This is a genomic window from Salmonella sp. SJTUF14076, from assembly GCF_015534835.1.
GTDB classification, from domain to species: Bacteria; Pseudomonadota; Gammaproteobacteria; order Enterobacterales; family Enterobacteriaceae; genus Salmonella; species Salmonella enterica.
The window spans coordinates 1,329,709-1,354,996 of sequence record NZ_CP064674.1 but is presented as its reverse complement, the minus strand read 5'-3'; the positions used below and the strand labels follow the sequence as shown (position 1 = coordinate 1,354,996).

Sequence of the window (25,288 nt, the reverse complement as noted above, 5' to 3'; positions counted from 1 at the left end):
TTTGCTTAGCGCGCGGCTAAGCAAAGTGCGCGGAAAATACCACTCCCCGCGGGGAGTGGTATGTTGAGGACAACTTATTTGCGTTTGTAGTCGATGGACAGACCAAAGCCCTGGACACCGTCGCTACCCACGGTAACGCCGCCTTCCGCACCTTCGAACGCCGCTTTCGCGTCGACGTTGGTGACAGGGATAACAAGGTCTTTATCGTTCCAGTTTTCGTTGACAATACCGCCAGTGCCAGTACCTGCAATTGCGCTGGTGCCAACGAATTTCCAGCGGTAGTCGTACTGGCTGGTAACGTCTTCACCGGTATCATAGGTACCGTTGCCGTTCTTATCGCTCCACAGCAGCACTTTATAGGTGGTGTCGGTTTTGAGCGGAGTAGAGGTACCCAGCAGGTTGGTGGTTGAGCCAGACTCATAGATAACCACATGGACGTTTTCATCCACCACCGGACCTTCCGGAATGTCGTCGCCATCCGCACCACCGCCCGCATCGGTCGACAGGTCTTTCAACAGCAGTTCGGTTGCCACGGCAGGGTCACCGGTGGTGGTGGTTGGGGTGATTTTGATACCGATATAATGGTCTGCGTCACCCGCCTGAATTTCATAGGTATCGCTGCCTTTGGTGCCAATCTCTTCGGGATTGCTACCATTCTGGTCGCTGTATCTCATCCACTGCACCGTCAGTTTCGTGGCGGCGTTGTCGACATCCAGGTCGCCTTCCGTATCGCCAATCGCCCAGTTGACCGTGACCTTATCGCCAACGTGGAACTGCTTATCGCCTTCGGTCACAATGGTACGATCGCCGCGATCGATAGTTACCGTTACGTGATCTTTGTCGGTATCCGCGGTCTTATCCGCCGCACGGGTAATCCACGGCACCGAACCCTGAATGGTGCCCGTCTGTTCAGAGACAATCTGCCACTGCCCCGATTTCAGATTACCGTTTGCCGCCACCGCCGGCGCGGCGCAATACCCGGCAACTACTAATGCTAAAGCGACCTTCGTCAGCCGCCGTTTTACTGTTGCTTGCATTCAGACTCTCCTTTTTCTCAAAATTCAGCGGCTGGCTGGTCAGCCACAACGCTGACGCTATTTCTGACTATACGTAACGCGTATGCCGTAACCCTGAACGCCATCTTCCACATTGGCGGCAAACTTCTGCGCCGCCTCTTTATTGGTTACTGGCAGAACAAGATCTTCATTTATGGTGTTGGCCAGCGCGCCGGTATGTCCGTTTGTACTCTGTCCGGTAAACTCCCACTGGTAGTCGTACAACGCCATCTCTTCTTCCGTGAGCTGCTCGGACATCTGGAATACGCCGTCTTTATTCTTGTCGCGCCACAGCAGGAAACGGTAGGTGTTATTAACCGTAGGATGTTTATCTTCTTTACCAATGAGATTGACGGGGTTGGCGGCTTTGACCTGATAAATCACCGCATTCAGCGCGCTCAGGTTGTCGCCGATAAAAGTGACATCAACGTAGTTACTGTCGCCATAGGCGTCTGCTTTCGCCTTCCAGCGGAAAGTGCCCGGCAGGGTGCTGGAAAGCGTCACCGTCCCCGCTTCTTTGTCACGGCTGGCAATAAACACGCAGGGGGTTTCCGTGGTGCAGGGCGTCTGGGCCAGGGTGACTTTTTTATCATTGCTGTCGTACAACACGGGCGTCATGGCATCGTCCACCAGTTCGTTACCATTGCGATCCGTGGAGTCGCCAAAGGAGTCGGTGATCAGGAGATCCATCACCACGCCGTCTTCGCCATCGGCCAGCGCGCTGGCTTCATGGCTGTGATCGCTACGATCGGTATCGGCAATGTTGTCAACGATCAGCTCAATTTTGCGATCCTGCTGGACGGTGATTTCCACCACACCGGAGTTCTGCTTATTGCCCTTTTCGTCTTCCAGCGTCATGCGTACTTTCCAGGTGTTCAGGGCGGTGCGCTGCTCTTCGGTATCGGCGTTAACCCAGGCAGGAAGCACCAGATTCCAGCTGTTATTGTTGCCTTCGGTCAGCGCATCTGCTTTTACCACCGGCATCACCAGAGTACGGGCGGCGTTGTTTTTCGCCTGCCAGGAAGCAGAAATAATTTTGTAATGGTGGTTAATCAGCGCGTTGACCGTCCACTTACATTTCTCCAGCCCCACCGCGGCCTCAGGCGTATCTTCAATCACGCATTCCGGGTGTTCGTTGGTGGCGTCGGCCTTCAGCCACAACGTGACGTCCAGCGGATCTTTCTCGCGGTATTCGAGAATGATGAAATTGTTACGATCGACAAAATCGGTGCGGCTGCCCATTAAAGAGTGCTGGATTTTAACGTTTTCCGGATCGAGTTGCGCCGCCAGCGGCGTTCCTATCTGGTAGTTCACAGTCGCTTTAACGCTAAAATCGTTATTATCGCCAGTACCGGCTTTGTAATCCGAACCAACCGTAACCAGCGGTACCGGCGTATATTCCAGCCCCAAGGTAACGGCATGAGGATCTTTTTGCAGATTATCGGTGCCAAACAGCGCCACTTCATCGCCGTAGTACTGTTCGTAAACTAATTTAGCGCCAAGCTGCGGATAAAAGGGCAGCCAGCTTTCCATGCGGATATCCCAACCGCGCGCAGGTCGTTCTTCATAAAAGTCGAAATCTTCGGAATCCTTCCAGTCAGAAAGAGGATGGTAATAGTTGCCGGAGAATTTCAGGTAATCCGTCCAGGCTTCGGTTCCCAGACCTAGTCGACGGTGACCGCGCGTAAAATCGTAGTCATAGAATGCGTTGCCGCCAAGCAGCCAGTTGCCGACGTTCTGGCGCACGCCAAGCCCAAAGTTACCAATGGTGCGGTCTTCTTTACGTTGGGCTGAGAGTTGGCTAAAAAGTAAGGTTTTTTCGTTATCATACCAGGGAACGAAATAATCCAGCGAACTGCCGTCCAGATCGCCGCCTTCGCCTACGGAGAGGCTGGTACGGATCTTGCCATAAGGTGACATTACGCCTTCAAGATATGACTGTGCTGATGAAGTGATTTGGTTTTGCAAATAGCTACGCGCCTGGGATTCCAGCGCTTCCGGGGTGAGATTATCAAAGCCCTGGGTGGCGGAATTAATAAAGTAGTCAGCGCCCTGTTCTTTAAAGGACTTTCCTTTATTTTCCTGTTCTTCTTTTTTCGCGGATTCGCTGGCTAAATCAGGCAGGGAGGAGTGGCTTTCATCGTTTGCAGGTACAGAGTTACCTGCGCCGGAAGCCGCAACTGATACTCCAGACACTAATAGCAAAACCAGAATGCGAATCCTTCGCACCATATGATATCCCTGTCGTTAAATAAACACGCTGCTATGAAACGATATTATATGGATGATTCATAGGGAATCATAACTAACAGGCCTAAATATATTCCTAAAAAGAAAAGTTTAATATGAAACAGACTTATAATATTGATATAATAAATAAAAAGAAAGATGTTATTTATTTTTAATATTGATTTTCGGGAATAATATTCCCTATAAATAGTTGAATAAATAAAAAGAATAAAATAGCCGCCGGGCAGGATACTATGCTGATATTACGGGAGTATCGAATAACGCTTTTGCCCTTAGCCGGATAAGACGTCGGCGCCTCTGCTCTGCGGCGCAACGTCGACAGCGGTTTTATTGATCGGAAATGACGAAATTAACTCGTTTTTTTGAAATTAAACCATGACCGTTCTGGCAAAAATAGTCCACTGCGCCGCAGGCTTTCAACACCTGTAACGGCTGGCGGCAGTCAGGACAAAGTGCCTGTAACGAGAAATCCTTAGCGCATGTCTCGCAATGGGCTGTATCGCCATTGCGCTCCAGCGCGTGATGGCAAACAGGGCAGATTATTTCCATAACATTCTCCTCAGGCGCGTGACTCGCTTTTACTTGAAAGGCCTGATAGCGCTGCGCTTATCAGGCCTGGAATATTACTGAAAAAGCATTACTTGCTTTTCTTGATATGCTTCATCAGACGCTTACGTTTGCGCATTTGCGTTGGCGTCAGTGTGTTACGCTTGTTCGCATACGGGTTCTCCCCTTCTTTAAACTGAATGCGAATCGGCGTACCCATCACTTCCAACGACTTGCGGAAGTAGTTCATCAGATAGCGCTTATAGGAGTCTGGCAGATCTTTTACCTGGTTGCCGTGAATAACCACAATCGGCGGGTTATAGCCGCCAGCGTGGGCATATTTCAGCTTCACACGGCGACCGCGCACCAGCGGCGGCTGATGATCTTCCACCGCCATCGTCATGATACGGGTCAGCATCGCAGTGCTCACCCGGCGAGTGGAACTGTCGTAAGCCTCGCGTACGGACTCAAACAGGTTCCCGACACCGCTGCCGTGCAGCGCAGAGATAAAGTGCACGCGGGCAAAATCAATAAAGCCCAGACGGAAATCCAGCGTCTCTTTCACCTGCTCTTTGACTTCCTGGCTCAGGCCATCCCATTTGTTGACTACGATAACGAGTGAGCGCCCACTATTGAGGATAAAGCCCAGCAGAGACAAATCCTGGTCAGAGATCCCCTCGCGCGCATCGATAACCAACAGTACGACGTTAGCGTCTTCAATCGCCTGCAACGTTTTAATCACCGAGAACTTTTCTACCGCATCGGTGATTTTTCCGCGCTTACGCACCCCCGCCGTGTCAATCAGCACATATTCCCGTTCGTCGCGTTCCATCGGGATATAAATACTGTCGCGAGTGGTGCCCGGCATGTCGTATACCACCACGCGCTCTTCGCCGAGAATACGGTTAGTGAGCGTGGACTTACCTACGTTCGGGCGACCGACAATCGCCAGCTTGATCGGCAGGCTTTGCGGGTCAAAATCATCTTCCGGCGCTTCTTCGCCATTTTGTTCCGCCTCGAACTGCGCCCAGTATTCCGCGTCTTCATCCACCTCTTCCTGCGGCGCGACATCATCCATCCACGGCAGAAGCACATGTTCCAGCAGGCTCAATACGCCGCGACCATGTGAGGCGGCGATAGGGTAAATTTCGCCTAATCCCAGCGAGTAAAAATCGACAACCGCCTGATCGGGATCGAGACCATCCGTTTTATTCGCCACCAGGAAGGTCGGTTTTTCACGGGAGCGCAGATGTTTGGCAATCGCTTCATCCGCCGGCATCAGACCAGCGCGCGCATCTACCATGAATAACACCACATCCGCTTCTTCAATCGCCAGCAGCGACTGTTCCGCCATCCGCGTTTCGACGCCGTCTTCGGTGCCGTCAATACCGCCGGTGTCGATACAGATAAACTCGCGGCCTTCAACCTCCGCACGACCGTACTTACGGTCACGAGTCAGACCCGGGAAATCCGCAACCAGCGCATCTCGGGTGCGGGTCAGACGGTTAAATAGCGTGGATTTTCCGACGTTAGGGCGCCCGACAAGCGCGACCACAGGTACCATGTTTAAAGCCTCATTTAAAAAATCATCAGACAACGCGCGTCATTTTTACGCCGTTGTTAAAAACAGGAAAACGGCCCCTACACCAGGAGCCGTTTTTTAAAACGCACAACCGTGACGATTAACGCGTAATCGCGTAGACCGTACCGTCTTTGGCCTGGATGAGCAGTTTACCATCCGCCACCGTCGGTTCGGTCAGGAAACCAGAACTGTCTACTTTTTGTTGGGCCACAAAACGCCCGTCATCGACATTAATCCAGTGCAGATAACCTTCGCTATCGCCGACGACTAAATCACCATTATACAGTACCGGGGAGGTCAGCAAACGGTGCAGCAGATCGCTTTGCGTCCACAGCGTTACGCCGCCGTCAGTGGTCAGCGCCAGCACGCGATCGTTCTGATCGACCAGGTAGATACGGTCGCCGTCGACGATAAAGTCATTGACCGACCCCAGCTCGCGTTTCCACATAATCTGACCACTGCGCAGATCCAGCGCCGTTAAGTTACCATTATACGCCAACGCGTAAACGACGCCGTTTACCACAACCGGCGTGGTATCGACGTCGCTCAGACGGTCAATTTCCGTTGGGCCAGTGGCCTGGGAGATACGCTGCTGCCAAATCATCTGCCCTTGTTGCATCAGCACGGCGCTGACGCGGCCATTATCACCACCAACGATAGCCGCGCCGAACGCGGTTGCCGGCGCAGATTCGCCGCGCAGCGACAGCGAAGGCATATCCAGGTTCACCGTCCATTTAATGGCGCCATCCGCCTGATTTAGCGCCTGCAACTGACCGTTGCTGGTATGGATAAGGACGATTCCATCACTGACAACCGGGCGAGACAACGCTTCGCCTGCGACCTTCGTCTGCCATGCTGTGGTACCGTCGCTGGTATTCAGCGCATAAACCTCGGCCTTTTCACTGCCGATATAGACGTGACCGCCCGCGACAGTGACGCCGCCGGACAACAGCGCGGACGAACGAGAGAACCAGCCGTCTTTCTCGCCCAGATTCACAGACCAGATCTCTTTGCCATCATCCGCATTAAGCGCTTTTACCACGCCCGCGCGATCGGCTGCATAGACCACGTTATCTGCCATTACCGGATGAAGGTTAGAATAAAATTCGCCAATTCCGTTACCGACAGAGGTGCTCCAGACAGTGGTCGGGGTAAACTGGTTTTCAACCTGCGGTAATGGAGACATCTTGACGACATCTTCTTCGCCGCTAAACAGTGAACAGCCGCTGAGCAGGGTAACGGAAAGCAACCCTGGCAGAAGTAATTTACGCAATTGCATCGGGTCCCTCTCAGATGGACAAATTATTGATTTTCATCTGCATCATTTCGCTCAACGCCGGAGAAGCATCGCTATTGACGCCCGCTTCCCATGCGCTGCGCGCGCCTTTTTTATCACCCTTACTCAGCAACGCTTCGCCGCGCAAATCAGCGACAATGGCTGTCCATCCTTCGCCTTTAACGGCATCCAGAGTTTTCAGCGCGGCGTCGGCTTGCTTAAGCTGCAACTGAACGCGAGCGAGACGCAGATTAATCACCGCTTTGAGATTTTCATCGCTGGTGGCCGCCAACCCCTGCTGCAACTGGGCTTCGGCTTTTTTAAGTTCATTCTTATCCACAAACTGCTGCGCCAGTTCCATAGACGCCAGCGCACCATAGGTATTTTTATTCTCAGCCGCGAATTTTTCAGCGGCGGGAATGCTATCCGGCTTATCGGCGCTTACCGCTGTCACCGCATTTTGATACGCCAGAGAAGCAGCACGCGCGGACTCCGTCTGATGGCTGCTCCAGTAACGCCAGCCAACCAGCGCGCCAACCCCTAAAATCACTCCGACAGCCAGCGCTTTGCCGTTTTCGGCAAAGAAGCGTTTAATCGCATCCACCTGGTCGTGTTCGTTCTCGTAAATTTCCACGCTGTCCTTCTCCTTAGCCCAATAAAGTGCGCAAATGCGCGGCAACGCTGTCCTGCGCCACTGCCGTTTGCTCACCGGAGCGCAAATCCTTCACTACAACAGTCCCATCGGCGACTTCAGATTCGCCAAGAACCAGTGCAATACGGGCGCCCCACTTATCGGCGCGGGCAAACTGTTTCTTAAAGTTGCCGCCGCCGTGGTTTGTCATTAGCTTCACGCCTGGCATTTCATCGCGCAGCCGCTCCGCCAGCGTCATTGCCGCAGACTGCGTTTGTGCGCCGGCAGCTACCAGGTATATATCGACAACAGGAGAGGCAATAAATTCCGGATTAACTGCCTGAACTAACAAAACAAGTCGTTCCAGGCCCATCGCAAAGCCCACTGCCGGGGTAGCGCGACCGCCCAGTTGTTCCACCAGACCGTCATAACGACCACCCGCACAGACGGTGCCTTGTGACCCCAGACTGTTTGTTACCCATTCAAATACGGTGCGGTTGTAGTAATCCAGACCGCGTACCAGACGCTGGTTGACGGTGTAGGCAATTCCCGCCGCGTCCAGCAATTTACACAGGCCGGCAAAGTGCTCGCGTGAATCGTCATCGAGATAGTCGCCGAGAGCGGGCGCGTCGTTGAGCAGCGCCTGTACGTCCGGATTTTTTGAATCCAGCACGCGCAGCGGATTGGTATACATGCGGCGTTTGCAGTCTTCGTCCAGCGTCTCTTGATGCTGTTCGAGGAACGCGACCAGCGCATCGCGATAGTTCGCACGCGCCTCTAAGGAACCAATAGAGTTCAGCTCCAGGCTAACGTGTTCAGAGATGCCCAGCGCGCGCCACCAGCGTGCGGTCAGCATAATCAGTTCCGCGTCGATATCCGGGCCTTGTAAGCCAAAGACTTCGGCACCTAGCTGGTGGAACTGACGGTAGCGGCCTTTTTGCGGACGCTCATGACGGAACATCGGCCCGATATACCACAAACGCTGTTCCTGATTGTACAGGAGACCATGTTCGATGCCGGCGCGTACACAGCCCGCCGTACCTTCAGGGCGCAATGTCAGGCTATCGCCGTTGCGATCCTCAAAGGTGTACATCTCTTTTTCAACCACGTCAGTAACTTCACCGATCGCGCGTTTGAATAACGGGGTCTGCTCTACAATCGGCAAGCGGATTTCACTGTAACCGTAGCTGCCGAGCACGTTTTTGAGTGTGCCTTCAATGCGCTGCCAGATGGCGGTTTCGCCAGGCAGATAATCGTTCATGCCGCGAATGGCTTGAATGTTTTTTGCCACGTTTATTCTCTTTCTGAATATAAAAATGAACCCTCAGCGCTTCCCCGAACGAACCGGGAGCCATGCGGGTTCAATCATACACGGGAAGCGCGCCGCTTCCCATCACGTTCTTATTTTTCAACCTGCAACACGTCAATCCGACGCGCTTCATCAAGTTGACTTGCTTTCGCGCGAATACGGGATTCAAGCTGCGCGATCATATCGTCGTTATCGAGTCTGTCCTTACGCACGCCGTCTTCATACAGGCCGCTTTTCTTATTGCCGCCCGTCACGCCCAGCGTCGATACCAGCGCTTCGCCCGGCCCGTTCACTACGCAACCGATGATCGAGACGTCCATCGGGGTGATGATATCTTCCAGACGCTGCTCCAGCGCGTTCACCGTGCCGATAACGTCGAACTCCTGGCGAGAACAGGTCGGGCAAGCGATGAAATTGATGCCGCGCGCGCGAATGCGCAGCGACTTCAGAATATCGAAACCGACTTTGATCTCTTCCACCGGGTCGGCCGCCAACGATACGCGCAGCGTGTCGCCGATACCTTCCGATAACAGCAGACCTAAACCGATCGCCGACTTGACCGCCCCGCTACGCGCGCCGCCCGCTTCGGTGATCCCCAGATGCAGCGGCTGATCGATCTGTTTAGCCAACAAACGATAAGACTCAACGGCAAGGAATACATCGGACGCTTTTACGCTCACTTTGAACTGATCAAAGTTGAGACGATCGAGATGATCGACATGGCGCATGGCTGATTCCAGCAGCGCCTGCGGGGTCGGCTCACCGTATTTTTCCTGCAGATCTTTTTCCAGCGATCCGGCATTTACGCCGATACGGATAGGGATGTTTTTGTCGCGCGCGCAGTCCACCACCATGCGAATGCGTTCTTCGTTACCGATATTGCCGGGGTTGATACGCAAGCAGTCAACGCCGTATTCCGCCACCTTCAGCGCAATGCGGTAGTCGAAGTGAATATCGGCAACCAGCGGGACGTTAACCTGCTGTTTGATAAGCTTGAACGCTTCGGCGGCGTCCATGGTCGGTACAGAAACACGAACAATATCTGCGCCAACGCGCTCCAGCGCTTTGATCTGATTAACCGTCGCTTCCACGTCAGTGGTACGCGTATTAGTCATCGACTGGACGGCGATGGGGGCGCCATCGCCAATCGGCACATTCCCAACGTAAATACGTGTCGATTTTCTACGTTGAATCGGAGCCTGGTTATGCATGAAAAATCTCCCGCGTTACCCGTCTGTTACTGCGCCGGTGTCGGTTCGGCATTAAGGGTCAGACGCGCAACCTGATTAGTTCTGATAAAGCGGCTCAGATCGACAGGTTTTCCTTGATACTGGATCTGCACCGCGGCCGGCGCGCCAATTTTAAGTTTATAAGGCGCCTGACCGGTTAGGTTTAAATTGCCATCTTTACGCTGCATACCGCTAAACAGTTTTTTACCCGTGGCGTCAGTGACTTCGAGCCAACAGTCAGCGGTAAAATTCATCACCAGCGCGTTCGGATCGGCAGCAGGCGCCGCTACGCCAGCCTGACTGGTCGGCAGCGCGGACGGCGTTTCCGTTGCCGCTGGCGCGGCAGATGTCGCAGCCGTATCGACATTCGCCTGCGAAGGCGCGACTACCGTATTTTGCGTTGCCGCCGCCGTTGGCGCTGGCGTTTGCGTCGCCGCCGTCGAATCAACCGGCGTCGCAGGCGCCGGAGCCGTTTGCGCTGGCGTCGTATCCTGGCTTGTCGCGGCACCGGTGTCCAGCGGTACGCTTTGGCCGCTGTCTTTATCTGCGTTCAGTTCAGCCGTGCTTTGATCGGCCATTGTTGTGATCTCTTCCTGCTGCGCCTTGTGGTTCTGCCACCACCAGGCGCCGGTCAGCCCTACGACCACAAACAGTACCAGCCAGGTAAAAGACATTAACCAGCCGTCGCGTTTTTTACGACGCTTTCCTAATGAGAAACTCTGCATCGGGGCGACTTTAGCGGCGCGCAGCGGAGCTTGTTTTTCCAGCCCCGGCAGCAGTTCCTCTTCTGGAACATGCACCAGACGCGCATATGAGCGGATATATCCGCGCAGGAAGGTTGAAGCAAGATCGGACGGCGCCTTATCTTCTTCAATATCGCGTACCGTAGAAACCTTCAGGCAAAGTCGCTCAGCGACAGCCTGCTGGCTGAGTCCGAGTTGTTCACGGGCATTGCGCAGACGAACGCCGGTGGTTTGTGCTTCATTTTGGTCGTGCGTGGCTTCAGTATTCATTCGCTACAGCTACAGGTACGTGTAAATTAGGATTCAGGCGCCGACGAGCCGTAATGCCCGCCCACACCGCGAAACATCAGGTTAGTTAACCTTAGTCAGACAGTATAAGCCTGTCAGGCCGCAGATGACAAAACCGCTAAGACACAAGGCTAAACTCTTGTTGCACCATTACATACTGCCTTAAAGTCGACAAAAACGCACCGTTATTATTGACCAGACAAGTACAACGCCAGACATTATTCAACTGACATTGCGCCACGGTATAATGAATGCCCCGTGGCGCAACTGCTATCAAATAGCCTTGATGTCAATCACCTCTCCCTGCATACGCTTACGCAGGGTACGTTTGGTACGGTCAATCACATCGCCAGCCAACTGTCCGCATGCCGCATCAATGTCATCGCCACGCGTCTTGCGTACGATGGTCGTGAAACCATAACTCATCAAAACCTTAGAAAAGCGATCGATACGGCTGTTAGAGCTGCGGCCATACGGCGCGCCAGGGAACGGGTTCCACGGAATCAGATTAATCTTACAAGGCGTCTCTTTTAGTAGCTCCGCCAGTTGATGCGCGTGTTCAGTGCCGTCGTTAACGTGGTCAAGCATTACGTATTCAATCGTCACGCGCCCCTGATTGGCGTTGGATTTCTCCAGATAGCGGCGAACCGCGCCCAGGAACGTTTCGATATTGTATTTTTTGTTGATCGGGACGATTTCGTCGCGAATAGTGTCATTCGGCGCATGTAAGGAGATAGCCAGCGCGACATCTATCATATCGCCCAGTTTATCCAGCGCAGGCACCACGCCTGACGTTGAGAGCGTGACACGACGTTTGGACAGGCCGAAACCAAAGTCATCGAGCATAATTTCCATCGCCGGTACGACATTGGTCAGGTTAAGCAATGGCTCGCCCATCCCCATCATGACCACGTTGGTGATCGGACGCTGGCCGGTGACTTTGGCCGCGCCGACGATTTTCGCCGCACGCCAGACCTGACCGATAATTTCCGATACGCGCAGGTTGCGGTTAAAGCCCTGCTGCGCAGTTGAACAAAACTTGCACTCCAGCGCGCATCCTACCTGTGAAGAGACACACAGCGTAGCGCGGTCATCCTCCGGGATGTAGACCGTTTCAACGCGCTGATCGCCGACAGCAATCGCCCACTTAATGGTGCCGTCTGAGGAACGCTGCTCTTCAACGACCTCCGGCGCGCGGATTTCCGCGACCTCTTTTAATTTGCCGCGCAACACTTTGTTGATGTCGGTCATCTCATCAAAATTATCGCAGCAATAGTGATACATCCATTTCATCACCTGATCGGCGCGGAAAGGCTTTTCACCTAAGTTTTTAAAAAACTCGCGCATCTGCTGACGGTTGAGATCCAGCAGGTTGATTTTTGTTTCGTTGTTAAGAACTACCGGGGTACTGCTTTCAGGTGTGACAATTTGTTCAGACATATGCTATTCCGGCCTCGTTATTACACGTTATGGCCCCTGGAGGGTTGAAAAAAGAAACGCCCCGGTAAGCTTACTGCTCGTCCGGGGGCGCTGCATTGTACAAATTCTGGCGTAAGGATGCCACGTCTGCACGCGGCATTAGCAAAAATAATATTTGAACCGATAATTTATCGCCAACGCATTTACAGCGTGAAAGACGAAGGAGATTAACGGGTGCGCGGGCACACTTCGCCTTCACCGAAGAAAAAGGCGATTTCGCGCTGCGCGGATTCCAGCGAATCCGAACCGTGGGTGCCGTTTTCAGTTAAGCTATCAGCGTAGTCGGCGCGCAGCGTACCCGCCAACGCGTTCGCCGGATTGGTGGCGCCAAGCAGATCGCGGTGACGCTGCACCGCATTTTCACTTTCCAGCACGGATACCACGATAGGGCCAGAGGTCATGAACTCCACCAGACCGTCAAAGAACGGTTTGCCGTCGTGCTCAGCATAGAAGCCGCGCGCCTGCTCAACGGTCAGGTGCAGCATTTTAGTGCCAACAATTTTGAACCCTGCAGCTTCAAAGCGCGCAAAGATGCTGCCAATAACGTTTTTTGCCACCGCGTTGGGTTTAATGATGGAAAAAGTCCGTTCAATAGCCATGTTTACCTCTGAAATATGTTCTGTTGTTATGTCAGGCGCGGATTATAAAGAGCATCCCATCAATTGCCTATGGATGCAGGTAACATTTTTTTAAAATAAAATGAGCATTAGCAACAAAAGTTAAAGGCGCACAGCAAACTCAGGGGACTGACACAGCACGCAGTGCGTGTGTTCAGGCGTGAGAGCATGGAAAGTACGTTTGCAGCTTTCGCAGGTGAGCGTATGCACCGCACTATGCCGCGTTGAGGCGGGTTCCACGTCAAACCGCAGCCGCAGCGCCTGATGCGGACATACCGCCGCACAGCCGCCGCATCCCGTACAACGCGCCGCCGCTATCGTCAGCGTGTCGTCGTCAAACTGGATAACGTTTTCCGGGCAGCTTCGCCAGCAGGCGCCGCACATCCTGCACTCTTGCGGACTGATTTCGGGTACGCATTCGCTGAACGCGGAAAACGCCTGTCTGAGACGCCGTTTCCCCGGCTCGACGGCGCACGGGGTAATGGCGTCGCGCGGAACATGAAACAGAGTGCGCCGCGAGGCGTTAATCTCCGCGCCGACAACATGTTTGAAAGACCAGCCCGGCTCGCCGTAGCGGCGCAGCGCTAAATTTAGCCCCGCCAACGCCATCAGCCACTGCGCCGATCGCTCCACCGCAATATCAATAAAGCGAATACCGTACTGGCTGTGCCAGAGAAGCAGTTCATCGACCGTTGGCGCCTGTAGCGAAAACGGCCCCACCAACGTATCCCCCTGCACAAAGCGTTTAACCGGTTTGATACCGATAATGGCGTCAACAGGACAGACAAACAGACAGTCGCCACAGGCTATGCAGCGCGTCGTATCTATGCTGACCTGCCCCTGCGCCAGTGAAAACGCCTGCGCCGGACAAACATCGGCGCAAGCGCGGCAGGAAGAAAAACGAAAGCGACGACGGACGCAGGCCTGCGTCACGTCTACCGCCGGATCGATCGTCAGGTTAACCATCAGCCAATACTAAAGAAGACGTAGCGCAGCATAATCTCGCCGAGAAGCAGCAATACGCTGCCCGCCACCAGAGTCCCTCTGGCGTTTCGCAGACCGCCTGCGGCAAAGCAGAGCATTCCCGCCGCTGAGACACACCAGCCGAGAAGATAGATGTCGCGCAACTGCGCCAGCGCCTGTAGCGGATGATGCGGGAAAGTGACGACCGTCGTATCCACTGCATTAATATCCGCCAACCATAGCGGCTGCATGATCAGGCGAATCAGCACCATCAGTGCGACCACCACCACAGCGCAGCGCATTGCGGCGCCAGCGTTGCGCAGATAAGCCAGCGCAATGACTACCGAGCCGATAATGCCTGACGTGCCAAAGAACAGCGCCAGCGTGTTGCTATGCTGCCAGGTCGCCACCGAGGCATGGATATAAACCTGCGCCATGCAGAATACATCCACCAGCCCGAACGCTGCCGCCAGCGCCAGCAGCGGCTGCCAGCCTGGCTTTCGGAAAAACAGCAGCACAACCCCTAGCCCCAGCGCCGCCAGATAAAGGCTGGCAAAGACGATTTCGCGACTCAGCCACGAACTGGCGACATGACGTAACGCATTTAGCGCATTCAGGGGATAGCCCATGTGTAGCGCTGAAGCAAGCAGCCCTACGCAGGCCAGTACAAACGCCCCCGCCATCGCGGGAAGCGCGCCGTGTGCAGGCACCCGTCCCTCTACGGCGTACTGGCGGCCCAACGCCAGCCACAGAGTCACACCCACAGACCCTTGCAAACAGAGCGTAAAAATCAGCAGCGGTAACTCATGCATGGCGTTTACCCTCTTTTTCTGCGCCCTGATGCGCTTTGACAACCAGATTAGGTTTGGTTATTGATGAATCTGGCAGCCCGTTAACGTCGCATACGCTACCGTACTTCGCGCGCAGTTCATCAATCGGGCCAAACTTGATGGCCTCCAGCGGACAGGTCGCGACACAGACGGGCGGTTCACCTTTCGCCAGTAAATCAACGCACATGTCGCACTTGGACATTTGGCCGGTCTGCTCGTTAAGCTGTGGCGCGCCGTAAGGGCAGGACCAGGCGCAATAGCCACAGCCGACGCATTTGTCGGTATCAACGCGCACAATGCCGTCGCCCGGGCGTTTATGCATAGCGGTAGTCGGGCAATTTTTGGTGCAGACAGGGTCCGCACAGTGGTTGCAGGAAATAGAAAGCGTATAAGCAAATACGTTATTGCTGACCCCGCCCTGCCCGGTAGGGATGAAACTTCCGCCCTTGACTTCATAGACGCGGCGGAAACGACGGCCTACTTCCAGATTGTTTTTGTCTTTGCAGGCCACCTGGCAGGCTTTACAACCGGAGCAGCGTGAGGAGTCGATGAAAAACCCCAGTTGTTTATCGCTCACCGGCGGGTAATGTGTAAACTGACTCATGCTTTAGCCACCTCCACCAGCATGGTTTGATGTGAATTTCCCTTCGCCAGGGCGGTAATACGGGCCGAGCTGAGGACGTTCGCACAGCCGCCTTTATCAATACCGTTCTCATCCGGCTGCCACCAGGCGCCGGCCTGCATCGCGACAACGCCGGGAATAATGCGCGGCGTCACTTCCGCCGGGATTTCGCAAATTCCGCGTGAGTTATGAATGCGCACCATATCGCCATGCGTAATGCCGCGCGTTTGCGCATCCTGCGGGTTGATCCACAATGTCTGCTGCTGCACTTCAATCAGCCACGGGTTAGCGTATTGCGTTGAGTTGGCGCGGTTTTTTCCTTTCCACGTGATTAACTGGAGCGGAAAATCTTTCGCCAGCGCATCCTCCGGGCCTTCATGCGCGGGAACGTAGTGCGATAACGCCGGGATTTCCGGATGCTGCATGTCGTACAGGCGCTTCGAGAAGATCTCTATTTTCCCTGACGGCGTCGGGAACGGATGATTGTCCGGATCGCGAATATTGTCTTCAAAGGCGATAAATGGCGCGCTTTTGAACAGATGCTGACGGGTCTTTTGCAGCGTGGCAAAATCCGGAAGATTTTCGTCCGGCATCGCCAGGCGCGTCTGTTCCCAGATGTGTTCAATCCACGCTTTCTCATCGCGCCCCTGGCTAAATTCATTCTCAATGCCTAATTTCGCCGCCACCTCACGTAGCCAGTCGTAGTCGGAGCGACGCTCAAATTCAGGCTCGATCAGTTTTTCAGAGAGTATCAGGTAGCTTGCCGTGCCCCAGGTTTCACCGATGTTCCAGCGTTCCATAAAGCTGGTTTCCGGCAGCAGTAGATCGGCGTATTTCGCGCTCGGCGTCATGAACAGATCGCTGGCGACAATAAACTGGATCTTTGATTCATCCTCCAGTACGCGTACCGCCTGGTGCAGATCGGGGTTCTGATTCGCCAGATAGTTCCCGGCCAGCGAGAACAGAATACGGATGTTACTGTCCAGCTTATCGGCATCTTTCAGCCCCATATCCGGCGTCACTTTGCTGGCGTCGTCTGCGGCCTGCACCCAGTTCATCACCGAAATTTTGGCTTTTACCGGGTTATCCGGCATCTCCGGACCCACGGCGAATTTACGGTTAGCGCAGCCGCCGTAACCCGCAGCCCAACCGCCTTTGATGCCGACATTACCGGTAATGGTTGCCAGCAGGGTCGAGCCGCGCGCGGTGCGCTCGCCGCAGTTGTGGCGCTGTGGCCCCCACCCCTGAATCAACGCGGCAGGTTTGGTATTCGCGTAATCACGCGCTAACTGGCGAATGGTTTGCGCCGGCACATGGGTGATCTTTTCTGCCCACTCGGGGGACTTAACGACACCGTCTTTGACGCCGGTCAGATACGCCACCAGCGATTCGTTAGCCGGTACGCCTTCCGGCATTGAGTCTTCGTCAAAACCGATAGCGTAGCGCGCAATAAATGCGCGATCGTGCAGATTCTCGCTGATGATGACGTACATCATCGCGTCCATCAGCGCATTGTCGGTGGTGGGCAACAGTGGGATCCACTGATCCGCCAGCGAGGAAACGGTGTCGGAATAGCGCGGATCGACCACGATAAACCGCGTACCGTTCTGCTTCATCTTCTGCAAGAAATAGTTGGTATGACCAAAAATGGTCTCCGTCGGGTTATGGCCCCACAGAATCACCAGTTTGGTGTCCAAAAGCGTATCCAGCGAACTGCCGCTGGCGGCAGCGCCGTAAGTATAGGGCGTCGCGGCTACCGTGTTGCCCATACTCACCGAATGGTAGCTTTCGAGATAGCCGCCGGTAAGATTCAGCAGGCGACGCGCCATTTTATCGCCGGAAAAGGTGCCGCCGGAAACGGCGGTACCAACATGAACATAGCGCGAAGCCGGGCCATATTTTTCAGTAATCGATTTTAAATTATCGGCGATTAAGGTTGTCGCTTCATCCCAGGAAATTCGCTCGAACTTTCCTTCACCGCGTTTTCCTACGCGCTTCATGGGATATTTAAGTCTGTCAGGATGATAAACAAATTTACGGTATGCGCGTCCACGAACACAGGCACGCATCACCGGCATTTGCGCATCCAGCGCATTATCCGGTCGCGTTGAAATTCGCGTCACGATACCGTCACTAACATGCGCCCGAATATCGCATTTGCCCCCGCAGTCAAAAGTGCTGCATGTCTGAACGACTTTTTCCGCAGGCCTGTTTTCAGTTGCCGTCACAGCGCGCGCCTGAGCGATAGCTGGCGAGGAGACAAACGGTAACGCAATAAGCGCGGAGCTGGCCTGGATAAAGTGGCGGCGAGAAATAGCAGGCTGTTCGCCATTTCCCTGGCTTTTTATATTTTTCATGATCCGACTCGTCAAATAAAAACCCATTCTCACGTTTTTATGCGTTGGTTCTCTTGATATTTATCAAGCTCTCCGGTTATGTATGATCCAGTAATAATTAACAATTATCATTAAGCTTAAATTAAAAGGAATTGATAATCTATTTTGGAGAATGGTTAACGTATTAATTCAAAATTAACCGCTGCAACCTGACCGGACTCATCCATTACGACAAGTTGATAACGTCCAGCGATATTTATTAATAAAGAAAGGCGATTATTTTCGCCATTAACAGGTTCGCCATTTAAAAACCACCAGCGACGCCCTTTACCGCCGGTAGTCGAGACGGGCAGCGTAACGTTTTCCTGGCCTGGCAATTGCCTGATCACCGCGCCATCCCTCACTCCTGACAGCATTAACGGCGCGGCATCATTGCCCTGTAGCGGCGGACAGTGGTCGGACGCCGCGGGCAAGCGGGCGCTACGTCTTTCCGCAGGCGGCAGCCACGGCTCCAGCGGCCGCGGCCAGACGATAAACGTATGCGCACGCGCCTGCGGACAGTCGGCAGCGACACGCCGCCCCGTATCATCCAGCCAGACCGGGAAACGAATACCGTTGATGTCTTCCTGCTCAGGTAACAGCAGCGTGGGCGGCTGGCTGTCATCGAGCAGCCATGTCGCCAGTCGGCGGCGACAGTTGCTGTCTCCGGCAGGCAGAGTCTGTCCGCCCGGCCAGCAAATGACGCCGCGGCTTACCGTCTGCGGACGCGGATCTTCCGGCAGGCGTCCCGTATGCGCCAGTAACAGATTATTGACCTGGTTAAGCAATGGCACCGCGCTGGCAAAACCAAATTGCCCCACCACAGGCGTGCCGTCGGGTCTGCCTGTCCAGATGCCGATGATATAGCGCGCGTTAACGCCAATAGCCCACGCATCGCGATAGCCGTAGCTGGTGCCGGTTTTCCACGCCAACGGCACAATGCGCGGCAGCGCGTTATCCGGCAAGGGTTGCGCTTCATCCGCCATAATCCGTCGAATGATCCACGCCGCTCCCGGCGACATTAATGGTCTTTCCGACAGCGGATCGTCCGGCTGTAACCGTAGTTTCGCCGCTTTCCCATGACGAGCGAACGCGCTGTATGCCGCCGCCATCTCGTCAAGCCGCGCGCCCGCGCCGCCCAGAATCAGCGAAAGATTGGGCGCCGCGCCAGCAGGCAAATATAGCGGCAGGCCGACGTTACGCAGTTTTGCCGCAAATCGTTTCGGCCCATAGGCTTCAAGTACCTGAACGGCAGGCAGATTCAGCGAGCGTACCAGCGCGTCGCTCATGCTGACCGGGCCGTGAAATCCGCTGTCGAAGTTTCCCGGGCGGTAATCTCCGGTGCGGCGCGGAACGTCCTGTAATAATGATGCGGGATGGATCAAGCCGTCATCCAGCGCCAGACCGTACACAAAGGGTTTGAGTACCGATCCCGGCGATCGGATCGCCGTTACCATGTCGACATGACCAAAACGGCTGTCGTCATTAAGGTCTACCGATCCTACCCAGCCGCGCACGCTCATATCGGTATGATCGACGACGATCATCGCCAACGAACTGCGTGCAGGCAGCCGCCCTTTCCATGCCCGCGCCAGATCTTCCAGTTGCCGCTGCAATCCGGCGTCCAGCGTGGTCACAATTTTGTCGCTCCGGCTTTTACTCAACATCATTCGGGCAAAAAGCGGCGCCAGTTGCGGCATTTGACGCGGCGCCAGCCAGACCGGCTCTTCACGCGACTCGCGTACCGTTTCGGCAGGCCAGACGCCCTGCTCCGCCATCCGATCCAGCACTTTATTCCGTGCCGCTTCGGCTCTCGCAGGCCAGCGGTCGGGGCGTAACCGGCTCGGCGCCTGCGGCAATACGGCCAGCAGCGCCGCGTCAGCGTAGCTCAGGCGCGCGGGCGGCTTGCCGAAGTAGGCCCAGCTTGCAGCGCCAATACCCTGTAGCGTGCCACCGAACGGCGCGCGGTTCAGGTACAGCGTCAGGATATCGCGCTTGGACAAATGCCATTCAAGCTGGAGGGCGCGCCAAAGCTGGCGGATTTTACCGCCGAACGTGCGCGAATGCGGGTCCAGAAGCCTCGCCACCTGCATAGTCAGCGTACTGCCGCCGGAAATAACGCGCCCGGCGGTAAGATCCTGCCATGCCGCGCGCGCGACGGAAAAAGGGTTAACGCCAGGGTGCTGCCAGAACCAGCGATCTTCGTAATTGATTAAGGCCTCCAGGTAACGGGGAGAGACCTCTTCAATCGTCACCGGATAACGCCAGATCCCCCCGGCGTCGGCAAAGCGCCACAGCGGCGTACCGTCATGGGCGACCACGACCCGCGCAGGATGGACCTCATTGAGCGGCAGCGGCCAGAGTTTATCCGCCGCCCATAACGCCAGGAGAATAAAAAACGGCGCGCCCGCCAGCCACAGCCAGCGGCCACGTTTACCACGCCAACCGTTCATTTAAGGCGTCACAATCAGCAGCCCCTCGCTCGCGCCGGTTGCCCGCCACTGAGGCGCATACATCGATTCCACCTGCGATTGCGCAAGCTGGTACGTCCCCGGCGTTACCGCGCGCGCCAGGTAGACCAGCGTCACGGGCTGGCCCTCATTGACAACGACGGCAGCCACAAACCGATCGTCGCGGAATTCCATATACTGAATATCCGCCTGCTGCATCTGATTAAGCAGATTTTGCACTTCGCTACCGCTTTCCGGCAGGCTGGCGCTGCTGTCAGCCAGATTCTGGTTTTCCAGCTCCAGCCCGGCCGGGAGCAGGTCCACCACCAGCGCATCCGGCACATTGCGATCGGCCACTACCGTTAACCAGACCAGCACCAGTTCGCCGCTACGCAACGAGGACAGCGATTTGCGCTGACCATCGGTCCCCAGTATTTGTCGTTCAATCTGCAAAACGTTGCTGGCAGGCTCAGGCGCAGATGAGGGATAGCCGCTGCTATCCAGACGCAGCCATAGCGGCTGGCTACCGGTGTTCGTCACCTCAAGGGCGGCCAGCTGGTCAGCATCCAGATTACGGGTCAGCGCCTTGTCGCCCGACAGCGGCTGCGCCTCTAACGAGGTCTGCGCCTGCCAGGCGCCCGCGCTGGCCTGTCGCGAATGCGCGGCGAGGAACAAGGCATTGTTCTCCTGGGTAGAGAGCCAGCGCTGACCGAAGGCCTGCTCAGAAAGCGAGCTTAATAGCGCGTTTTGCGCGTCCGGTCTGAGGTTGTTCTCTTCCAGTAACGACAACATCAGAGCGTTATCGCGCAGAGAACTGCCGTAATCCGCCATCCATTGCCGTTCGTCCTGACGCGGCGTATTCAGAGCCAGCGTAATGGCCTCTTCGCCGCGTCTGGCATCACCCATCGTGTTTAACGCGATGCCCAATTGCATCAGCGGCAGTCCTGAAGCCGCCTGACTACGGCGCTCCCAGATTTCGCGCAGCGCGCCGAGCGGCGCTTTCTGCTGGCGCGCCAGTACCAGCGCGGCGTAAGCCTGAGCGGCAAAAGTACTGGCCTGGGTATTATCGCTATAACGAATCAGCATCGTGCCGGGATCCTGCAGATAGCGCAGCAGTCGCTCATTGCCCCGGTTAATGGCCTCCGGCGGGACGCTATATCCCTGCTCGCCCGCGCGAATGAGGAAATCCATTGCGTAGGCCGTTAGCCAGGGCTCTTCCGCCCCATTTTCATCCCATAGCGCAAAACCGCCGTTATCACGCTGCATCTGTAGTATCCGGGAGATGCCGATATCCACCGCGGCGCGCCGTTTTTCATCGCTATCGCCGGTAATACCGAGCGACTGCAATTGAGCGGCATTGGTATACAGCGCCGGGAATAACCCGCTGGTGGTTTGTTCCAGGCACCCGTACGGATATGCTTTCAGCTCGCGAATGTAGCGCGCCAGATTGAGCGGCGGTTTTCCGCTTAACAGCAGTTGTCCCTGTAACGTGGCTGGCGAGACGTTTGCCAGATGCTGCTCTGGTACATGCCAGCTCTCTCCCGGCGCCAGCGCAATGCCGCTATTTACCGTTTGGGCAGGCCAGGCCGGACGCACGCCGATTTGCCACTGCTTATGCTGCGCGTCGAGGGTTTCTCCCGGCAGATTCAGACCGCTAATGGTCGCCTGGATTTCGCCTTCGCCAAAACCTTCCAGCGCGCGTACCGGAACGAATAAGGTAGTGCGCACGCCCGGCGCCAGGTTGACCGGTTGCGGCTGCTGGCTAAGCAGCTCCAGTAACCCACTGGCGGCGAGCGCAATATTCAGCGTCTGCGGGCGGTCGGTCAGATTGGTGACGTCCAGCACCAGTCGCGAAACATCCCCTCCCGCCAGAAAACGCGGCATATTCAGCTCGGCAATCACTGGCGCGGCGACAACGACTTTGCTTTCGCCGCGACCAAAATCGTCCGCTGTCCATGCCTGCGCCATAACCCGCAGTTCGCCGTTAAAGTCGCCAATCGGCAGCGTTACGACCCCTTCGCCCTGCTCATTGAGCGTGATCGGCTGCGCCTGCTGCGCGATGATATTGACATGGTTTACCGGCGGTTTTCCGCCGCGCTTAAGGTCGTCGCCATCGCCGCCAAAACGCAACGCCGCCAGCCGCCCCTGCCCTTCAATGACCTGGCCGTAAATATCGTAGATATCCGCACCGTAGCGTTTTTGACCGAAGAACGCCTGCCACGGGTCCGGCGTCGCGTAATCGGTGATATTCAATACGCCGCTATCGACCGCGGAGACCAGCACGTTGATCTGTTTTGGCATTTCGCCGTGTTTAACGCTGGCTTTCACCCTGACGGTGAGCGGCTGATTCGGGCGCATTTTAGCCGGGCTTTCCAGCGCCAGATCGAGGCGGCGGTTTTCATCCCCCAGCGGTAGGTGTAGTAACCCCACGGCGCGTTTTGGCGTCGCGGAACGAGATTTATCGCCGGGACGCACCACCAGCGTACTGAGATAGAGATCGTGGCGATTCCAGGTTTTATCCACCGGAATCGTGAGCTCCAGCCCCTGCTCCGGCACGTCGATCGCCTGCCACCACAGCGGACCATCGCTGGACTCCACCATCGCATAACCTTTACCGGCGACCGGCGCGGCAATATGCAATTTCATGGTGTCGCCTGGACGATAATTCGCTTTATCCAGTTTGAGGGTGACGCGATCCGGACGCGCCGCGCCGCTACCGTCGCTGTTATCCTGCCAGCTATAGCCGGCCCAGAAACGAACGCTGCTGACCGTCTCATTCGGCGCTTTGACCTCCAGACGGTACGCGCCCCATTCCACCGGGAAGCTGACTTTTCCGGTTTCATCCGCGTTCAGATCCAGCGTCTGCTCACCCTCCACCAGATCTTTTTGATCAAACTGCGACTGCCAGCCTTCGCTTTCCGACCAGTTCCAGTAATAGTCGCGACGCTCGCGGATGAGCCGCACCTGTAAACCGGACACCGCTTTTTTCTCGCCCTGCGCGTTGGCGTAAACAATATCGAATGCGGCGTTGCTGTCTTCGTCGACAATCGGTTGATTAACGGTGGTATCCGTACGGTAGTCGTATACCGCTTTGGCGGTGAACTGTGGACGAATTCCCGGTAACGTATCGGCAGGCCAAATCGCCTGCTCTACGCGACGAGTGACCGGACGACCGCCAGACTCCAGCAGGCTGGCCTGTAGAATTACCTGCAGCGGCGAATGCGCTTCTTGCCACTGGCTGGCAGCACTCACTTCACCACGTCCGCCTTTATCCAACGTCAGTTGAACTTCGTCCAGGCTGCGCGAAAGATTCTCTTCAGCAATATTGCCGAACTGGAAGCCAGGCAATGCCGCGACAGCGTCGCGCAGCGGACGCAGGAAAAGTTGCCCTTGCAGGGTATTGCCGTTAGCAGGCGCGCCATACAAGTAATAGCCGACAACGGAGAATTTCACCTCATCCGCAGGCGCCAGAGGTGTTTTTTGCGCCGTCAGGTTGAGCGCCATCCGCTCCGGCATAAAGTCTTCCACGTGGAAATCCCAACTCCGCAGCAAATTATCGCCGGTGTTGGCGCGGACATGCCACAAGCCGGTCGGCGCGTTGATATCCAGCGGATAATTCAAACGGTATAGCCCGTTTTCCGGCTGGCTGACGACGGTACGCATCACCTGTCCGTCTGGTTTTACCACTTCCAGCTTAACGGGTTGATCGGGCAGCGTTTTACCGTCGCTATCGCGCAGTAATCCGTTGAGGATAACCGTTTCGCCCGGTCGGTAGAGATCGCGCGGGCCGAACATAAAGAACTGCTTGCTGTAGCCGGGCGCGCCAGCGACATTAAATTCCGACAGATCCAGAGCCGGAAGCGTGAGATCAAGCAGCGTGGTCTGCCCCTCTTTACGCGCCAGTAATAGCGCCGCCGCTTTATCAGCCTCCAGTTGCACATGCCCCTGCGCGTCGCTCGTCGCCTGCGCCAGCGTCTGCCCTTTATCATTCAGAAGAACGATCTCAATTCCCGACTGCGCCGCGCCGTTTTCCAGGCTTTGCGTAAAGATATCCAGCCGATTATGGTAACGGTGCGCGGACACGCCGATATCGCTAAGGGTAAACAACGTAGCGGCATTACTATAGTTGTAGTGTCCAGCCTGATTCATTACCGCCACATATACGCCCGCCTGTTGCAGCGGCTTAATATCGCTTAATGGCAGCAGCAGTTTCTCACGCGTATTGCGCGCCGGATTAAGATCAAAACGACCGGTATAAACCAGATCCGCCATTTTCAGCAGATTGTCGGACTCCCAGTTAGAGAGAGAACTACGGTACTCCCACTGGCTGACAAATGACGCCAGCGATCCGGGCTTAACGCGGAAAAAGTTCACATCAACGTGGTTGACGTTAAGCGCCATGACCGGCAGTCCTTCCGCGATTTTCCCCGGTAGCAGCGATCCCCGGCTGGCAAATCCGACGCTGGGCTGGACATCACGCGTGGTAATCGTTTTTTCATAAGACTTGCCGAAGGTGGCGTTATTCAGCGCTTTAACGGCGGGATCAACCGTGACCACCAGCACGCGTTCAGGTTCCAGATGACGTAACCTTAGCTCTTTTAAATTTGGCGCCAGCTCCCATGCGCCGTCAACGCTGCCGCTTTTCTTATCAACCACGTGAACCACACGGGAGAAATCCTGTTCAGGATCTAAAGGAATTGAAAACGTCAGCACCAGCGTCGCCGCGCCGTCGAGCTGCGCTTCGGAGGCGTCTAATAGCGTGAGCGCTTTGCCCTGGCTTTGCTGCGCCAGCTTTTGTAGCTGTGACGGGTCTTTTGCGGGCGAGGGCTGCGCTACGGCTGGCGCTTCGCTTTTAGTCGTCGGGGCGGTTTTATCGTTGTTATCGCATCCCGCCAGCGCCAGCATGATCATGCAGGCCACCACGCGTAAATGTTTCATCTTTCATCCCTGGCCTTAACGGCCTGTCAGCAACGGTTGATGAGATATTATGCGCGAGAAATTTTATTGTGTAAGTCCGTATTACTGTGATGATGCGAAAATTTT

General features: G+C 55.5%; 17 protein-coding genes. All 17 read right to left on the bottom strand.

Annotated elements, in window-relative coordinates:
- Nucleotides 1–74: 74 nt before the first annotated feature.
- The 17 genes from HU143_RS06565 to HU143_RS06485 all read right to left on the bottom strand — a co-directional run bounded on the left by HU143_RS06565 (nt 75) and on the right by HU143_RS06485 (nt 25,183).
- On the bottom strand, nt 75–1,037 hold the full coding sequence (locus HU143_RS06565) for a SinI family autotransporter-associated protein (protein ID WP_023227037.1): 963 nt from the start codon (nt 1,035–1,037) through the stop codon (nt 75–77).
- Between the two features lie 57 nt (nt 1,038–1,094).
- Entirely contained in the window at nt 1,095–3,287 is a 2,193-nt protein-coding gene (gene sinH / locus HU143_RS06560; RefSeq protein WP_023227036.1) for an intimin-like inverse autotransporter SinH, read from the bottom strand.
- A 345-nt stretch (nt 3,288–3,632) separates the two neighbouring features.
- Nucleotides 3,633–3,854, bottom strand: coding sequence for a zinc ribbon domain-containing protein (locus tag HU143_RS06555; protein ID WP_000402503.1), 222 nt, complete (start codon nt 3,852–3,854; stop codon nt 3,633–3,635).
- Nucleotides 3,855–3,942: 88 nt separating this feature from the next.
- Complete coding sequence (der, locus tag HU143_RS06550; RefSeq protein WP_000249411.1) at nt 3,943–5,415, bottom strand: ribosome biogenesis GTPase Der; 1,473 nt, start codon at nt 5,413–5,415, stop codon at nt 3,943–3,945.
- Nucleotides 5,416–5,533: 118 nt separating this feature from the next.
- Nucleotides 5,534–6,712 (bottom strand): outer membrane protein assembly factor BamB, encoded by a 1,179-nt coding sequence (gene bamB / locus HU143_RS06545; RefSeq protein WP_001177072.1) that lies wholly within the window; start codon nt 6,710–6,712, stop codon nt 5,534–5,536.
- A 10-nt stretch (nt 6,713–6,722) separates the two neighbouring features.
- Nucleotides 6,723–7,343, bottom strand: coding sequence for a YfgM family protein (locus HU143_RS06540; RefSeq protein ID WP_000409190.1), 621 nt, complete (start codon nt 7,341–7,343; stop codon nt 6,723–6,725).
- A gap of 13 nt (nt 7,344–7,356) precedes the next feature.
- Entirely contained in the window at nt 7,357–8,631 is a 1,275-nt protein-coding gene (gene hisS, locus HU143_RS06535) for a histidine--tRNA ligase (protein WP_001107146.1), read from the bottom strand.
- A 110-nt stretch (nt 8,632–8,741) separates the two neighbouring features.
- A complete protein-coding gene (gene ispG / locus HU143_RS06530; protein WP_000551804.1) occupies nt 8,742–9,860 on the bottom strand; it encodes a flavodoxin-dependent (E)-4-hydroxy-3-methylbut-2-enyl-diphosphate synthase in 1,119 nt (372 codons plus the stop codon).
- 26 nt (nt 9,861–9,886) lie between these two features.
- Nucleotides 9,887–10,891: a cytoskeleton protein RodZ gene (gene rodZ / locus HU143_RS06525; protein WP_001090890.1), complete on the bottom strand. Its 1,005-nt coding sequence runs from the start codon at nt 10,889–10,891 to the stop codon at nt 9,887–9,889.
- Between the two features lie 291 nt (nt 10,892–11,182).
- Nucleotides 11,183–12,349 carry a bifunctional tRNA (adenosine(37)-C2)-methyltransferase TrmG/ribosomal RNA large subunit methyltransferase RlmN gene (locus HU143_RS06520; RefSeq protein WP_000003206.1) on the bottom strand — a complete coding sequence of 389 codons (1,167 nt, stop codon included), beginning with the start codon at nt 12,347–12,349 and terminating at the stop codon, nt 11,183–11,185.
- A gap of 206 nt (nt 12,350–12,555) precedes the next feature.
- A complete protein-coding gene (ndk, locus tag HU143_RS06515; protein WP_000963846.1) occupies nt 12,556–12,987 on the bottom strand; it encodes a nucleoside-diphosphate kinase in 432 nt (143 codons plus the stop codon).
- Nucleotides 12,988–13,107: 120 nt separating this feature from the next.
- Complete coding sequence (locus HU143_RS06510; protein ID WP_023227035.1) at nt 13,108–13,971, bottom strand: 4Fe-4S dicluster domain-containing protein; 864 nt, start codon at nt 13,969–13,971, stop codon at nt 13,108–13,110.
- On the bottom strand, nt 13,971–14,780 hold the full coding sequence (locus HU143_RS06505; protein WP_001748975.1) for a dimethyl sulfoxide reductase anchor subunit family protein: 810 nt from the start codon (nt 14,778–14,780) through the stop codon (nt 13,971–13,973). The genes HU143_RS06510 and HU143_RS06505 overlap by 1 nt, the downstream gene beginning before the upstream one ends.
- Nucleotides 14,773–15,402, bottom strand: a complete 630-nt coding sequence (locus tag HU143_RS06500) for a DMSO/selenate family reductase complex B subunit (RefSeq protein WP_000077436.1) — start codon at nt 15,400–15,402, stop codon at nt 14,773–14,775. Before HU143_RS06500 ends, HU143_RS06505 begins: the two co-directional genes overlap by 8 nt.
- Entirely contained in the window at nt 15,399–17,777 is a 2,379-nt protein-coding gene (locus HU143_RS06495) for a DMSO/selenate family reductase complex A subunit (RefSeq protein ID WP_023227034.1), read from the bottom strand. Before HU143_RS06495 ends, HU143_RS06500 begins: the two co-directional genes overlap by 4 nt.
- Nucleotides 17,778–17,932: 155 nt before the next feature.
- Nucleotides 17,933–20,248, bottom strand: a complete 2,316-nt coding sequence (gene pbpC / locus HU143_RS06490) for a peptidoglycan glycosyltransferase PbpC (RefSeq protein ID WP_023227033.1) — start codon at nt 20,246–20,248, stop codon at nt 17,933–17,935.
- Nucleotides 20,249–25,183: an alpha-2-macroglobulin family protein gene (locus tag HU143_RS06485; protein ID WP_023227032.1), complete on the bottom strand. Its 4,935-nt coding sequence runs from the start codon at nt 25,181–25,183 to the stop codon at nt 20,249–20,251.
- Between the last annotated feature and the right edge of the window lie 105 nt (nt 25,184–25,288).